14 protein-coding genes are annotated in these 15,030 nt (G+C 45.8%); 6 read left to right on the top strand and 8 right to left on the bottom strand.

The window, feature by feature from the left end:
- Positions 1–372: 372 nt before the first annotated feature.
- The gene (gene aroG, locus EL341_RS06625) at positions 373–1,425 is read left to right on the top strand and encodes a 3-deoxy-7-phosphoheptulonate synthase AroG (RefSeq protein WP_047780672.1); all 1,053 of its coding nucleotides are present in this window, start codon (positions 373–375) and stop codon (positions 1,423–1,425) included.
- 76 nt (positions 1,426–1,501) lie between these two features.
- Here the strand turns inward: aroG and gpmA are convergent, their stop codons facing one another.
- The 8 genes from gpmA to EL341_RS06665 form a co-directional block, all read right to left on the bottom strand.
- The gene (gene gpmA / locus EL341_RS06630; RefSeq protein WP_047780673.1) at positions 1,502–2,254 is read right to left on the bottom strand and encodes a 2,3-diphosphoglycerate-dependent phosphoglycerate mutase; all 753 of its coding nucleotides are present in this window, start codon (positions 2,252–2,254) and stop codon (positions 1,502–1,504) included.
- Positions 2,255–2,550: 296 nt separating this feature from the next.
- Positions 2,551–3,621, bottom strand: coding sequence for a galactose-1-phosphate uridylyltransferase (gene galT, locus EL341_RS06635; RefSeq protein WP_126467391.1), 1,071 nt, complete (start codon positions 3,619–3,621; stop codon positions 2,551–2,553).
- The gene (gene galE / locus EL341_RS06640) at positions 3,602–4,633 is read right to left on the bottom strand and encodes a UDP-glucose 4-epimerase GalE (protein ID WP_074821020.1); all 1,032 of its coding nucleotides are present in this window, start codon (positions 4,631–4,633) and stop codon (positions 3,602–3,604) included. The genes galT and galE overlap by 20 nt, the downstream gene beginning before the upstream one ends.
- Before the next feature lie 192 nt (positions 4,634–4,825).
- On the bottom strand, positions 4,826–5,308 hold the full coding sequence (locus EL341_RS06645; protein ID WP_047780676.1) for a hypothetical protein: 483 nt from the start codon (positions 5,306–5,308) through the stop codon (positions 4,826–4,828).
- A 186-nt stretch (positions 5,309–5,494) separates the two neighbouring features.
- On the bottom strand, positions 5,495–6,064 hold the full coding sequence (locus EL341_RS06650; RefSeq protein ID WP_047780677.1) for a cysteine hydrolase family protein: 570 nt from the start codon (positions 6,062–6,064) through the stop codon (positions 5,495–5,497).
- Between the two features lie 45 nt (positions 6,065–6,109).
- Positions 6,110–7,579, bottom strand: a complete 1,470-nt coding sequence (gene modF / locus EL341_RS06655; protein WP_126467393.1) for a molybdate ABC transporter ATP-binding protein ModF — start codon at positions 7,577–7,579, stop codon at positions 6,110–6,112.
- A gap of 217 nt (positions 7,580–7,796) precedes the next feature.
- Positions 7,797–8,561 carry a nucleoside-specific channel-forming Tsx family protein gene (locus EL341_RS06660; RefSeq protein WP_126467395.1) on the bottom strand — a complete coding sequence of 255 codons (765 nt, stop codon included), beginning with the start codon at positions 8,559–8,561 and terminating at the stop codon, positions 7,797–7,799.
- Positions 8,562–9,326: 765 nt separating this feature from the next.
- Positions 9,327–10,553 (bottom strand): phosphopentomutase, encoded by a 1,227-nt coding sequence (locus EL341_RS06665; protein ID WP_074821032.1) that lies wholly within the window; start codon positions 10,551–10,553, stop codon positions 9,327–9,329.
- 215 nt (positions 10,554–10,768) lie between these two features.
- Here EL341_RS06665 and xapA point away from each other — a divergent pair, with 215 nt between their 5' ends.
- From xapA to EL341_RS06690, 5 genes are all read left to right on the top strand, one after another.
- On the top strand, positions 10,769–11,602 hold the full coding sequence (gene xapA, locus EL341_RS06670) for a xanthosine phosphorylase (RefSeq protein ID WP_047780682.1): 834 nt from the start codon (positions 10,769–10,771) through the stop codon (positions 11,600–11,602).
- Positions 11,603–11,700: 98 nt separating this feature from the next.
- Positions 11,701–12,957 (top strand): nucleoside permease, encoded by a 1,257-nt coding sequence (locus tag EL341_RS06675; RefSeq protein WP_126467397.1) that lies wholly within the window; start codon positions 11,701–11,703, stop codon positions 12,955–12,957.
- 107 nt (positions 12,958–13,064) lie between these two features.
- Positions 13,065–13,223 carry a XapX domain-containing protein gene (locus EL341_RS06680; protein WP_126467399.1) on the top strand — a complete coding sequence of 53 codons (159 nt, stop codon included), beginning with the start codon at positions 13,065–13,067 and terminating at the stop codon, positions 13,221–13,223.
- Positions 13,224–13,243: 20 nt separating this feature from the next.
- The gene (gene deoC, locus EL341_RS06685) at positions 13,244–14,014 is read left to right on the top strand and encodes a deoxyribose-phosphate aldolase (RefSeq protein ID WP_126467401.1); all 771 of its coding nucleotides are present in this window, start codon (positions 13,244–13,246) and stop codon (positions 14,012–14,014) included.
- An 88-nt stretch (positions 14,015–14,102) separates the two neighbouring features.
- Entirely contained in the window at positions 14,103–15,011 is a 909-nt protein-coding gene (locus EL341_RS06690; protein ID WP_126467403.1) for a LysR family transcriptional regulator, read from the top strand.
- Positions 15,012–15,030 lie beyond the last annotated feature (19 nt).

The raw sequence follows: 15,030 nt of genomic DNA on the forward strand, positions 1-15,030 counted from the left end.
TCATGTGATCGATGGCAACCTTTCTCTATAACGGAATCAGGGAGCATGGGGTATCGCATCCCGTTCATCATATTATAATAAATCGCTACAACGAGCATTAGGTAAGCCGAATGGCTAAGGCAATCACGGCCGCTTTTTGCAGACCGTTCTTTCTCCTCCTGTGCTAAATTGGATTATTAATGATTATATAATCCTCTATTGTTAGTACATTTGTCCGCGTGTTCCGGAGTTTCTTGAACATATGCTTAATATGGGCGGTATTTACCACGTAAAGCACTGTAATTAACAATGTTTGGTTACCCGGTTGTTTGATGGTAGGGGATTGTTGTAGGCTGTAGGCTTATATATTGGGCAAGACACCGGACGGATAAAATGAATTACCAAAATGATGATATAAGAATAAAAGAGATTAATGAGCTATTACCTCCGGTCGCACTGCTGGAAAAATTTCCTGCGACAGAAAAGGCGGCGGTCACCGTGGCCAGTTCTCGTGAATCTATTCACAATATTCTTGCAGGTGAAGATGACCGTTTGTTAGTGGTGATTGGACCATGTTCCATTCATGATACTGAAGCGGCTCTGGAATATGCTCGTCGCCTGAGTGATATACGTAAGCGTCTGGATAAAGATCTGGAAATCGTGATGCGAGTTTATTTTGAAAAGCCGCGCACCACCGTAGGCTGGAAAGGGCTGATTAACGATCCTCACTTAAACCACAGTTATCAAATTAATGATGGTTTACGTATTGCTCGTAAACTGCTGCTGGATATTAACGACAGTGGTTTACCAACCGCCGGTGAGTTTCTGGATATGATTACGCCACAGTATCTGGCTGACTTGATGAGCTGGGGGGCTATTGGCGCTCGAACTACCGAGTCTCAGGTTCATCGTGAGCTGGCTTCAGGTTTATCATGTCCGGTTGGCTTTAAAAATGGTACTGACGGTACCATTAAGGTTGCGATTGATGCGATCAACGCTGCTGGAGCACCGCACTGCTTTTTGTCCGTAACCAAATATGGACATTCTGCGATAGTGAATACTCGTGGTAACCACGACTGTCATATTATTTTACGCGGTGGGAAAGAACCAAATTACAGCGCTGAGCATGTTCAGGCCGTAAAAGAGGGTCTGAATAAGGCTAAGCTACCGCTTAACGTGATGATTGATTTCAGCCACGCTAATAGCAGCAAGCAGTATAAGAAACAGATGGAAGTTTGTGATGATGTCTGTCAGCAGATTTCTGGCGGCGATACAGCGATTACCGGTGTAATGGTGGAAAGCCACTTGGTTGAAGGGGCTCAAAATCTGGAAAGTGGCGATCCGTTAATTTACGGTCAAAGCGTTACCGATGCTTGTATTGGTTGGGATGATACTGAACTGCTGCTGCAAAACTTGGCGTACGCTGTGCGGGCGCGTCGTGGTTAGTTGATGATGGTTTCGTGTTATTAAGAACGGGCCATTATTGGCCCGTTTTATTTTTGATTTGTGGGTAGTTGAGAAATTACTTTGCTTTACCCTGATTGGCTACCGCCGCCGCTTTGGCCGCAATTTCATCCGCATTACCTAAGTAGTAGTGTTTTATCGGATTCATATTTTCATCAAATTCGTAAACTAACGGTACGCCGGTAGGAATATTGAGTTCAAGAACCTCATCTTCATCCATATTGTCCAGATATTTGACCAGTGCCCGAATCGAGTTACCGTGTGCGGCAATAATGACTCGCTCGCCGCTGGCAATACGCGGTTTGATGATATCGCTCCAGTAAGGGATAACCCGCTCGATGGTGGTTGCCAGGCTTTCGGTTACCGGTAGTTCTGATGGTTTCAGATTGGCATAGCGGCGATCATGTCCAGGATAGCGTTCATCTTCTTTTGTTAGTTCTGGGGGCGTAATAGCAAAACCGCGTCGCCAGAGTTTAACCTGCTCATCACCATATTTTTTTGCTGTTTCAGCTTTGTTCAAGCCCTGCAAGGCACCATAGTGGCGCTCATTCAGTTTCCATGATTTTTCTACCGGTAACCACTGACAATCCATGGTATCCAGAATATTCCAAAGGGTATGAATAGCGCGTTTTAAAACGGAGGTATAGGCAAAGTCAAAGACAAAACCTTCGGCTTTTAACAACTCCCCGGCCTGCGCAGCTTCAGCTCTGCCTTTATCGGAAAGTTCAACGTCAGTCCAACCGGTAAAACGGTTTTCTTTATTCCATTCACTTTCACCGTGTCTAACGAGAACTAATTTTGTTATAGCCATTGTTTTCTCCTTACAGCAGGAATGATTTAATGATAACGATTCTTATTATACTCTCATTATTAAGAATTCAAAGATAAGACTAATACTTAATAATAGGTGAAAATGTGAAGGTCAGCGCCATTGTCAGAAAAATAACAAAATCTCTTTAGTATCAGTTTGTTGATAGGTAAAAGGGATGGGGTATCGGGGCGATAGCGGGGATAATCCAGCGAGCCGTAAGCAGAGTGGATTAGGCGATAACCATTATTGGAGTCGCCATAAAATAGGGAGTCACTTAACTCAATTGCCGATCAATCTTATTCCGTGATGCTTTCTGATTGGCTGTAGTGGATGTCACTCACCGCGCGCAGGCGCTCGGCGGCCTGTTCAGCAGTAAGATCGCGTTGGGCTTCCGCTAACATCTCATAACCAACCATAAATTTACGGACGGTGGCAGAACGCAACAGGGGAGGATAGAAGTGAGCATGTAGCTGCCAGTGTGCATTCTCCCGTTGATTAAACGGCGCACCGTGCCAGCCCATAGAGTAAGGAAAGGCGCATTGAAACAGGTTGTCATAGCGGCTGGTCAGCTTTTTTAGCGCGAGTGCCAGATCGGCCCGTTGTTCAATATTCAGTTCGGTTAATTGGCGAATAGGGGTTTTGGGTAACAGTAGCGTTTCAAACGGCCACGATGCCCAGTAAGGAACAACAGCCAGCCAGTGCTTTGTTTCAACGACGGTACGCTGACCATCAGCCAGTTCGCGCTGCACATAATCCACTAACATTGGTGAATGATATTGGTCAAAATAGGCTTTTTGTCGTTGGTCTTCTTGCTCAGCTTCATTAGGGAGAAAGCTGTTAGCCCAAATTTGACCGTGGGGATGAGGATTGGAGCACCCCATGACTGCACCTTTGTTTTCAAATATCTGAACCCAAGGATAGTGCTCTCCCAGCTCTCGCATTTGTTGCTGCCAGGTAGTGATAATCTGTTCCAGAGCAGCAAGGGGAAGCTCTGGTAATGTTTTGCCGTGGTCAGGAGAGAAGCAAACAACCCGGCTGGTACCACGAGCACTCTGACAACGCATTAATGGATCGGTCGATATTTCTGCATTGGGGGTATCGGGCATCAGAGCGGCGAAGTCATTGGTGAATACATAGCAGCCTTGGTAGTCTGGATTGATATCACCGGTTATGCGGGTATTGCCCGCGCAGAGAAAACAGTCGGGATCGTGCGCTGGGCGTTTATCCTGCGCGATGGATTCCTGCTGGCCCAACCACGGGCGTTTAGCCCGATGAGGGGAAACTAAAATCCATTCGCCGGACAGTGGATTAAGCCGGCGATGGGGATGATCGATGGGGTTGAAATCTTCAGTGGTTGGATGATTCATCGGGATACCCTTGCGGATTTGCCTGTTGCCAGCGCCAAGTATCGGCACACATATCATCCAGGTTCAGTTTTACTCGCCAGTTTAATTCATTGGCGGCTTTATTTGGATCGGCCCAGTAACTGGCTAAATCACCATCACGTCTTGGTGCAAATTGGTAAGTAACCGGTTTACCACAGGCTTTACTAAAAGAATTAACCACGTCCAGTACGCTATAGCCAAAACCCGCACCGAGATTGTAGATATGGATACCGGCATGGTGGGTTAATTTATTCAGGGCAGCAATATGGCCATCGGCTACATCGACAACGTGAATATAGTCACGCACGCAGGTACCGTCAGGTGTCGGGTAGTCATTGCCAAAGATGGACAGATGATCGCGACGACCTACGGCGACCTGAGCGATAAACGGCATGAGATTATTCGGAATTCCCTGAGGATCTTCACCCATTAAGCCAGAAGGATGCGCGCCAACCGGATTGAAGTAGCGTAGCAGGGAGATACTCCATTCCGGCTCCGCTTTTTGTAGATCCTGTAAGCACTGTTCAATCATCAGCTTACTATTGCCATAGGGGCTGGAAGGGCGACCAGTTGGCATAGTTTCAGCATAAGGTGTAATCGGTTGTTCGCCGTACACGGTGGCGGAGGAGCTAAAAATAAAGTTTTTAACGCCCGCACGACGCATGGCCTCCACCAGAACCAGAGAACCATGGATATTATTATCATAATATTCCAGGGGCTTATTGACGGATTCACCAACGGCTTTAAGCGCTGCAAAATGGATCACTGCATCTATTTTGTGTTGATTAAAAATCTTATCCAGCAAGGCAGCATCGCGAACATCTCCCGAATAAAATACCGGTTGGTGTCCGGTGATCTGTTCAATTCGCTTTAATACACTCGCCTTGCTGTTGCATAGATTATCAATAATAACGGGAGTATGTCCGGCTTCAATTAACTGTACACAGGTATGACTGCCAATGTAACCGGTACCGCCTGTGATAAGTACGTTCATTGATGCTTCTTCCTTAAGATATATTTTAGATAGGTTAACACAGCCCATTAATTCAAAAGCTGATAGCGATCGAATTATGAAAACGTTTACATCTGAGGGGCTTTCTAAAGCGAGAGAATAGGGGAATTGATAATAAAAAGGAAATACTTATAGCATGCCCCGCACTGATAATTGCAGGGCATGTTTGGATGATTAACGGTGTAACCAACCTTTAGTGGCAGATTTGCTCTTAATTTTGATGCTGTTTGGTGGGGTAACAAACAGATAATCAATCGCGTTATCCAACCCTATAGACTTATAACCGCCTAGCTCAAATTCGTATGGATTTTCGTTGGCATTACCATAGATAACGGTTTCAAATTTTAATGGGCGAGTCCCATTATTGATTAACCAAGATTTATCCATTTTAGTCTCTGGCACTAAACGCACAGTGGTGCCGTTAACCAGATCAAAATCGCTGGTTTTAATCAGAGCATATTCCGTAACCTGATTATCATCAGTCACAATATAAACATGGTTCACAAAGAAGAAATAGACGCCAGCAATAGCAAACAGGGCGAGTGCGGGTACGCCTTTTTTCAGTTTGTCGTGTTTACGAAATACAATGAACAACGCGAGCGCAATGATTGCCGCAGTAACACCAAAAATGATGTATATAGTATTGATTGGAAACATGAAGTGTTAATCCTTAAACATAGCCAATGTGTAATTTATATTTATTTTGAACGGCTGGTATCAACCTATTTTATGCACAAAGCGTGGTCTTCCCTAACCAGTTCATGGTGGAGTCTAGCACTATAGCTAACAGTATCCAATAATTGACGAGTTTAAAAACACGCTTTAGATGTTTGGTTTGATGGTTCAGGCTTGCCAGGATTCACTGGTGATAACCTGAGCAAGGGGGATAAGGGCATTCATGCTTTGCTGATGAAGTTCTAACGTTGCTGCGGCACAAAGATCCTCCAGAATAGTAACTCGAAAACCTAAATCATGAGCCTGACGAGCGGTGCTCTGAATCGCCATGATGGAGCTGACGCCTGCCAACAGCAGATGTTGGTAACCCCGACCGGTTAACCAATCAGACAGATGATTACCGGCAAAAGCAGACACCGCTTTTTTCACCACCACTTCATCTTCGGGCTGAACATCCAATCCTTTTACCCAGTGACATCCAGCATCGCTCAAGCGTAGAGCTCCATTTTGTTTTGCCGTATTAAACAGCGGTGAATAAGGGGGAATGTCGTGATAATCATCGGCAAATCCCACTTTTACCCAAATGACAGGAATATGTTTGATGCGAGCATAAGCAACGGCCTGATTGGTTCGAGAGACGATTTGACGCAGCTGAACCTGTTGATAGCTGCCGTTAGATTTTCCGTGTTCACCAACAATGTCTTCGATTAAATCAATAATAATGAGTGCGCTGGACATACAATGGCCCCTATTTATTTATCCATATTCCCTTGTCATTCCGTCTCAGGATGACAGCTGTTCAATACCATAAGCATAGCTGCTTGCCATCGGAATAAAGCTCAGGCGGTGAGTGATACATTCTGGTGCATCTTCCGCATGATGAGAAACAAACAATAGCTGGCTTTTTCCTTCCTTGATCAGCACGTCTATCCAACGTTTGACCAATTGACGGTTTAATGGGTCCAGCCCCTGAAGGGGTTCATCAAGAATAAGCAAGGCCGGATGTTTAACCAGCGCTCGGGCGATCAGGGTTAAACGCTGTTGTCCCCAGGATAAAGCCTGAAATGGCGTATTAGCGAGATCGGCCAGACCTAATAAATCCAGCCACTGTTGGGTCAGGCTATCTTGGGTATCGGATGTTGCCTGATAAATACCAATAGAATCTAAATAACCAGAGAGAATCACATTACGCACGCTGACGCTTACTCGGTAATCCTGATGCAGACTGCTGCTGACGTAACCGATGTGTTTTTTGATATCCCAGATTGTCTCTCCGCTGCCACGACGACGGCCAAACAGCGTCAGGTCATTGCTATAACCTTGAGGATGGTCACCGGTAATTAAACTTAATAGGGTGGATTTACCTGCGCCGTTAGGCCCGATAATTTGCCAGTGCTCGTTGGGCTTTACTTGCCAGTTGAGCCCATCAATGATTGGACGATCGTTATACGAGATATAGCAATGGTTTAAGGTGATCAGGGGCAAATCTGCCGGCAGCGGCGTATCAATTGTGAATTCAGGTGGAGGTAATGACATGCCTGATATGCGTTCGGTTTGAGCCAGTTGAGCGATCAACACTTCAGACATAATCTCTTGGCGTAAACCGGTGCGGGAGAGATGGCAGTCTGCCAGAATGCCGGTGTGGCTAATAAAATCCGGTATTTCATCAAAGCGATTTAATACCAATACCAGCGTTAACCCTTTATTTGACAACTCGGCCAACAGAATCGCCAGTTGTTCTCGTGAAGCGATATCAAGACCGTCAAAAGGTTCATCCAAAATCAGTAAATCAGGTGAGGAGAGTAAGGCCTGACACAGCAGCGTTTTACGCGTTTCACCGGTGGACAGGTATTTAAAACGACGGCTTAATAAATGAGATATACCGAACATGTTAGCCAAACGCAGACATTTTGCTTCATCGTGATGGTTCATCTGGATAATTTCAGCGGTTGTTCGGCCGGTATCATTTTCCCCTTCACTATGCAGGTCGGTATTATTACGCAGCCACTCTTCCTCTATGAGTTTTTGTAATTGTTCGAAAGAGAGCCTGACAATATGCTGAAAATGGTTTTCACGTTTACCGCTTAACAGGATTAATTCATCTGAGAGTGCGCGGGCAAGGGCTGACTTACCACTACCGTTGGCACCGACGAATGCCCAACTTTCTCCTTCATTCAGGCATAAGTCCGGCAGAGAGAGAGTTTTAGTATCGCTCAGGCGAAAGCAACCCTCTGAAATAGTTAACTGTTTCATATCCTAACCCCTTCACTTGCCATATTGGTAAATTATTATTTATTTTTTATAGTGTTTGCGGTTTAGCATGACAAAATAAATATTAAAAGACAGCAACATAATGTGCGGGTTTTAAAAAGTTATGCTGAATATGTATTGAATAGGATGAGCCGTGGCGAAAATCGACAGCCCAATGACTTGGGCTGTAAGCGGCATATTTATCAGGGCATGATGATGACTAAAAATTATATTTTACTGAATAGATAATTCCGTCCTGTAAGAAGCTTTCACCGAGCTTATTATCCGCATAGCGATATTGGATACCGGTAGTGATTTTGCTATTGGGTTTCCACCAGAGAGCTTGAGCACCATTAATACCATCGCGCCCACCATTGCCTTTAGCGTACTTATCAGCCCGATCAAATTCATATTCGGACCAGTTGGTTAGTGCGAATTTCTCTCCCCATAGCGTAAAGTCATATCCGGCAACCCAGCCAAAGACATAACCATTATTGCCACTGTAATAGGTTTGATCGGTGTAGCGCTTGGCAATAAACGGTTTATACCAGAAGTTATCGAGTTTGAAGTTATAGCCGATACCGTATAGTCCCATCACATCATGAAAATTGCGTCCATTGGGTGAACCGTAAGTCCCATAGAGATGGGTATATAAGTTAAAACCGCTGTCCCATAAATAGATGCGGTTAGTATTTTTAAAGGTATATCGCTGTTCGCTGCCGGGCTTATCGTGTCGGTTATTGAATGGGTTTTCCCAATCGAAGAAACCGTATAGTTCACCCCAGCTAAAACCAGCACCACCTTCTAGTTCCAGATAGGCAAAGTCATCTTTATGGGATTGTTTCGACGTTCGATGGGTGGTGTGTGAAGTCCAGTCAAGATAATGCAGCCCGATATCGGCAAAACTCCATAAATATTCAGCTTGAGCGGTAGGGGGAACGGTGAGAGAGGTCATCACAATCAGAGCGGAAAGATGTTTTTTCATTGATGTTATATCCTTTATGTCAGAAGTCTATTCAGAGAAAAATTCTCTGATAAAGTGAAATATTATTGTTATGGGATGCCGATAAAGAATGGCGCTTTATTATTAGATAGTGAGTGGAGGTAATACCAATACTCTATTTTTAATTATCGATATAAATTTAATATTAATCTTCTGGTGTTTTTTAATGGCCATTTAAAGGGTAATAACAACAATTCGTTATTTATATTTTGTGATGTAACGCATAAATAAATGCTTATTATTTTTTGGAATAGATAATCTTAAGGAATGAAAAGAGAGCTGTCGCGAAATAATAAATTTATTTGAAGTTTAATCCGAAAAGTTGATTTAGGCCTTAGCGGTTATTGTAGGCGTAAATGGTTGATAGAGCATAGTGTTGGTCAATTAAGAAAATGTGAGGCGTTTATTCTTTGGTTTTTTCTATTGAGCGCTGGAATTCAGCCGACAACTGAGAGAGGGAGCACGGCCAGCATGGAAGCTGGGCGAGGCGCTGCTTTGCCGGGAGCAAATCAGCGCCGGTGCGTTAACCCGAATGAAGGCGGAGGGGAGTCGCGAAGCGACCTGAATTCGGGGGCGAAGGCGCGGGGTGCAGGGGCGTTCGCCATAACGCCCTCTGCTCGGCCACGTATACTGATGTTGATTTATTCTCTGTACTGATAGTGGACGAAACTTTCGCTGTTATTAAGCTTAATTAACAAACATTACCAATAAGGCATGTTTTTCTCACAACAACACCTGACTCAACACTCATGACTTAACCTTGGTTAAAAAACTTTTTCCTTCACTAAACGACGGTAAATTAAACCAACTCGCCAGGCTTTGGCCAATATCAATAAAGGTTTCTCTGACGCCCAGATTTTCAGCCGGGATTTGTTTGCCATAGACCAGTACCGGAATATGTTCTCGAGTATGATCGGTACCGGGCCAACTGGGATCACAACCGTGATCGGCGGTAATAATCACGACATCATCGTCGCGCAGTCGTGAATACAGTTCCGGCAGTCGGCGATCGAACAGTTCCAGTGCGGCGGCGTAGCCAGCAATGTCACGGCGATGGCCGTAGTTTTGGTCGAAATCAACAAAGTTGGTCATAATAATGCTGAAATCGTTATCTTCAGATGTCGCTTTTAACGTGGCGTCCCATAAGTTATCCAGCCCATTAGCCTTTATTTTTTGCGTAATGCCAACGCCGGCATAGATATCGGAAATTTTACCGATGGCGATAACGTTACCGCCAGCATCAGCCAGCTTTTTCAATACGGTATCCGCCGGTGGTGGTACTGCCAAATCCTGACGATTACCAGTTCGATTAAAGCCGCTGGTGGCATCACCGACAAAGGGACGGGCGATGACCCGACAGATATTATAGGCATCAACCTCTTCACGCGCGATTTCACACAGCTGATACAGTTTCTCCAGACCGAAGGTTTGCTCATGACAGGCAATTTGAAACACTGAATCGGCAGAGGTGTAAAAGATGGGTTTGCCGGTTCTCATATGTTCCTCGCCATACTGTTCCAGAATAACGGTGCCGGATGAATGGCAGTTTCCCAGATAGCCGGGCAAATTGGCTCGCTTGACTAGATTATCCAGCAGAGATTGAGGAAACGAATTAATGGGTTGACTGAAATATCCCCAGTCAAAGCGTACTGGCACCCCAGCCAGCTCCCAGTGACCAGACGGCGTATCTTTACCGGAAGACGCCTCTTTGGCTGCACCATAAGAACCTATCAGCGAAGGGTTGGCTGAAAAACCCGCCGGCAGGCTACCACTAGCCATTTGTCCCGCTAGCCCTAACCCCAGACGTTCCAGATTAGGCAGGTGTAATGTGCTGTGAGCATCGGATTTAGTGCGTTTGGTCGCACAATATTCAGCAATATGCCCCAAGGTATTTGAACCGACATCGCCAAAACGATCGGCGTCGGGAGTGGCTCCGAGACCAAAAGAATCCATAATTAAAATAATTGCGCGCATCTTATTTCCCAATAATTAAACGTCAGTCAATTGAACACATCTTTTATATATAACAGGAATTCCACTTCGATAGGTAAATTTAATCGATATTAAATTCATATCGATCCTGTGGCTAAACAATATTGGTAAAGCTCTTTTATATATCGGTATAAATAAAAAGGATTAAAAAAGAATGGCTCAATATGTTGATTAACATTTTTAATAAGGGATGCATTATGTCAAAAATAGAATTATCTCAGAATCCATTTTACGCGGCCGATATTATTCGTGCATACAAACCTGACTTTACTCCCCGCGTTGCCTTTATTTTAGGTTCGGGCTTGGGGGCTTTAGCGGAACAAATAGAAGATGCCGTTGCTATTTCCTACCAGAAGTTGCCGGGATTTCCGGTCAGCACGGTACACGGCCATGCCGGCGAACTGGTATTAGGAACGCTGGCGGGAGTGCCAGTTGCCTGTATGAAAGGGCGAGGTCACTTCTACGAAGGGCGAGGTATGTCGGTGCTAACGGATGCCATCCGCACCTTTAAGCTCTTGGGCTGCGAACTGCTGTTTTCAACCAATGCAGCGGGTTCACTGCGTCCGGAAGTAGAACCGGGCAGTCTGGTTGCTCTGTATGACCACATCAACACCATGCCGGGCACACCGATGGTGGGGCCAAATGATGACCGCTTTGGTGAACGCTTCTTCACGCTGGCTAATGCCTATGATGCGGATTACCGGGCACAGTTACAACAGGTGGCTAAAGCGTCCGGATTCCCGCTTTCCGAAGGGGTATTTGTTTCTTATCCCGGGCCGAATTTTGAAACCGCCGCTGAGATCCGCATGATGCAGATGATCGGAGGAGACGTGGTCGGCATGTCGGTGGTGCCTGAAGTGATTTCCGCCCGTCACTGTGGGTTGAAAGTGGTCGCGGTGTCGGCAATTACTAACCTGGCAGAAGGTCTGGGGAACGTGAAGCTCTCCCATGAACAGACCCTCGCGGCAGCTAAATTATCCAGTGCCAACTTCATTACGCTGATTTGTGGTTTCTTACGCCAGTTGGCTTGAGACAGAAAACAACGTTGAGGAGACAGCGATGTCAGCATTGATGGGGTTATCTGTTAATTCGAACGCAGTATGGATAAATAACGCGAAGGGAAAACAGCATGGGCATTAAAAGTCGATTAAAAATCATGTCGTTTTTACAGTATTTCATCTGGGGAAGCTGGCTGGTCACGCTGGGTTCTTACATGATGAATACGCTTCATTTTAACGGCTCATCCGTCGGCATGGTCTATAGCACCAAAGGGCTGGCTGCGGTGCTGATGCCGAGTCTGGTTGGTATTATTGCCGATAAATGGATGTCTGCGAACCGGGTTTATACCTTGTGCCACTTCCTCTGTGCTGGCGCGCTGTTCTATTCGGCAACGGTTAACGACCCTAACCTGATGTTTTGGGTGATGCTGGTGAATGCGATGGCATTTATGCCGACTATCGCTTTGTCTAATACCATCTCTTATAGCTGTCTGGAAAAAGAGGGGTTGGATACGGTAGTGAACTTTCCCCCGATTCGAGTATTTGGCACGCTTGGTTTTATCGTGGCGATGTGGGCCATCAGCCTGATGCGCCTTGAGCTGAGTAATATACAGCTCTATATCGCTTCTGGTGCTTCTCTGCTGCTGGCCCTGTACTCATTAACCTTACCGGCTATACCCACTGCCGGGAAAAAGCGCAATCAGGGTTGGGTCAGTTCGCTGGGTTTAGATGCCTTTGTCCTGTTTAAAAAGCCCAGAATGGCGGTGTTCTTTCTCTTCGCCATGTTATTAGGAGCGGTTCTGCAAATCACCAATACTTTTGGTAGCCCATTCTTGCATGACTTTGCTTTAAATCCTGAGTTTAAAGACAGTTTTGTGGTGCAGTATCCGTCTATTCTGCTGTCCGTTTCACAGATGGCGGAAGTGCTGTTTATCTTAGCTATTCCGTTTTTCCTGAAACGTTTTGGCATTAAAACCGTGATGTTATTAAGCATGGTGGCATGGACGCTACGTTTCGGACTATTCGCTTATGGTGATCCCTCCGCCAGTGGTTTTGTGCTGTTAATGCTATCGATGATTGTTTATGGCTGCGCCTTTGACTTCTTCAATATCTCTGGTTCGGTTTTTGTTGAGCAGGAGGTCAGTTCTGATATTCGCGCCAGTGCACAAGGGCTGTTTATGACCATGGTTAACGGCGTTGGCGCCTATGTCGGTGCGATTCTGAGTGGTCGAGTTGTTGACTATTTTTCAGTGGATGGCATCAAGGATTGGCACACCATCTGGTTGGTTTTTGCTGCTTATGCTCTGATTCTGGCGGTGATATTCCATTTCACTTTTCAATATCAGCATCGGCCAGAGAAGTTAGCAAAAGCCAGTGTTGCTCAATAGTTGAACTGAGGGGCCCATTCAGGCTCCTCAATAACGCAATCTTTAAGAAAGCATGACGTAGCAACAGATATTGCTGCGTTGATTACCGTATTTTAATGGAGTAATGAATGAAAGAAATCTTTATGTCTTCCGGGGTTGGTTTTGCCGTCGGTGCGCTGTGTACTTTTCTCAGATTGCCGATTCCTGCCCCTAATGTGTTATCTGGGGTATTGACGATAGTTTTTATGTACTTCGGTTATCTGACGATTAAATGGTTCATACAGTAATAATGAAAGGAAAAGACAGCATGCACAACTTGAAAGCAACGGCACAACAGGCTTTGAATTTGATGGATTTGACGTCGTTAAACGCTAACGATACCCGCACGGTGATTAATCAACTTTGTCACAACGCTAACACGGCTTATGGTCATCCGGCGGCAGTTTGCGTTTACCCGGCGTTTATTGCTGACGCCCGACAGGCTTTGGCACAGCAGGGGATATCGGCGGTTAAGATTGCCACGGTAACTAACTTCCCTCATGGGGCAGATAATATTGAACTTGCCGAGCAAGAAACCAGAGCCGCGATTGCGGCGGGTGCCGATGAAGTCGATGTGGTATTTCCGTGGCGTGCATTACAGACCGGCAATGGGCAGATCGGTTACGATTTGGTGGTTGCATGTAAGGCGGTTTGCGGCGATAAACTGCTGAAAGTCATTATTGAAAGTGGTGAGCTGAAAACCCCTGAATTGATTCGTCAGGCTTCGGAGATTGCCATTGATGCCGGAGCGGATTTTATTAAAACCTCTACTGGTAAAGTGACAGTGAATGCAACGCCGCAGGCCGCGCAAATTATGCTGAGCGTTATTGCTGAAAAAGGCGGTCGCTGTGGCTTTAAAGCGGCTGGTGGGGTGCGTTCTGCCGAAGAAGCTCGGGTTTATCTCTCTATCGCCGCTGATTTACTGGGGGAGGCATGGATTACGCCGGCGCATTTCCGCTTCGGTGCCTCCAGTTTGTTAACTAGCCTGCTGGCAACATTGGATGGTCAGCGATCTACGGTTTCAACGGCGGCTTATTGATTAAACCTGCAATCTTGCTTACCGAGTGAAGTTCTGACCAACGACTTTTTATAATAAAAAGATAGGCATTGCCTAAACAGGAGTCTTTGTGAATCAGACTGAGCGGGTATATCGCACTGACCTGAAATTATTACGTTATTTTCTGGCCGTTGCGGAAGAACTCCACTTTGGTAAGGCGGCAGCTCGGTTGAATATGTCACAACCACCGCTGAGCATTCATATTAAGGAGCTGGAATCTCAACTGGGTACCGTGCTGTTTTTACGTCACTCCCGCAGCGTAGCCTTGACCCATGCCGGGAAGGTATTGATGGAAGAAACTCGTAATCTGTTGTCTACCGCGAATCAGGCATTGGCTCGGGTGGAGCAAATTGGTCGTGGCGAGCGGGGTAGAATTGAACTGGGCATTGTGGGTACTGCGCTGTGGGGATCATTAAGGCCAGCGCTGTATCGTTTTATCAAGGATAATCCTACCGTAGATATTATCTTCCGCGAGAAATCTCCCGGTGTGCAAATGACATTGCTGGAGCGACATGAGATTGATGCTGGTATTTGGCGCATGGCGGATACACCGCCCCTTGGTTTAAACAGTCTGCGTTTGCAGCAGGCCTCTTTTTTAGTCGCGTTACCCACTGAACATCGTTTAACTCGATATTCATCCATTCCATTACATGAGTTGAGAAACGAACCGTTTGTCGCTTTACCCGCGGTACATTCTGACTGGTCTTTTTTACAAAAGGTATGTTTTCGAGCCGGTTTTTCGCCCCATATTGTTCGGGAAGCGATTGAACCACAAACCGTATTGGCGCTGATCAGTATGGGGCTGGGGATTACCTTCATGGCGGATAGCTATGCGCAGATGAACTGGCCCGGTGTGGTATTCCGTCCTTTGGACGAGCGTATCCCCGCAGATTTATATGTGGTTTACGATGAACTACAGGTGACTTCAACTACACTGCGGCTGATTGAAGAGATGAAACAGATTTCTGAGGTGGTATAAATCTATTTACCGTTATCTG

The sequence above is a fragment of the Pragia fontium genome (assembly GCF_900638655.1).
Taxonomy (GTDB): domain Bacteria; phylum Pseudomonadota; class Gammaproteobacteria; order Enterobacterales; family Enterobacteriaceae; genus Pragia; species Pragia fontium.

Coding starts and splice junctions, on each gene's coding strand:
- EL341_RS06650 (WP_047780677.1), bottom strand. CDS start 6,064: ATGTCCAGCGCACTCATTATTATTGATTTAATCGAAGACATTGTTGGT.
- EL341_RS06645 (WP_047780676.1), bottom strand. CDS start 5,308: ATGTTTCCAATCAATACTATATACATCATTTTTGGTGTTACTGCGGCA.
- EL341_RS06665 (WP_074821032.1), bottom strand. CDS start 10,553: ATGCGCGCAATTATTTTAATTATGGATTCTTTTGGTCTCGGAGCCACT.
- xapA (WP_047780682.1), top strand. CDS start 10,769: ATGTCAAAAATAGAATTATCTCAGAATCCATTTTACGCGGCCGATATT.
- aroG (WP_047780672.1), top strand. CDS start 373: ATGAATTACCAAAATGATGATATAAGAATAAAAGAGATTAATGAGCTA.
- gpmA (WP_047780673.1), bottom strand. CDS start 2,254: ATGGCTATAACAAAATTAGTTCTCGTTAGACACGGTGAAAGTGAATGG.
- deoC (WP_126467401.1), top strand. CDS start 13,244: ATGCACAACTTGAAAGCAACGGCACAACAGGCTTTGAATTTGATGGAT.
- EL341_RS06660 (WP_126467395.1), bottom strand. CDS start 8,561: ATGAAAAAACATCTTTCCGCTCTGATTGTGATGACCTCTCTCACCGTT.
- EL341_RS06675 (WP_126467397.1), top strand. CDS start 11,701: ATGGGCATTAAAAGTCGATTAAAAATCATGTCGTTTTTACAGTATTTC.
- modF (WP_126467393.1), bottom strand. CDS start 7,579: ATGAAACAGTTAACTATTTCAGAGGGTTGCTTTCGCCTGAGCGATACT.
- galT (WP_126467391.1), bottom strand. CDS start 3,621: ATGAATCATCCAACCACTGAAGATTTCAACCCCATCGATCATCCCCAT.
- EL341_RS06680 (WP_126467399.1), top strand. CDS start 13,065: ATGAAAGAAATCTTTATGTCTTCCGGGGTTGGTTTTGCCGTCGGTGCG.
- galE (WP_074821020.1), bottom strand. CDS start 4,633: ATGAACGTACTTATCACAGGCGGTACCGGTTACATTGGCAGTCATACC.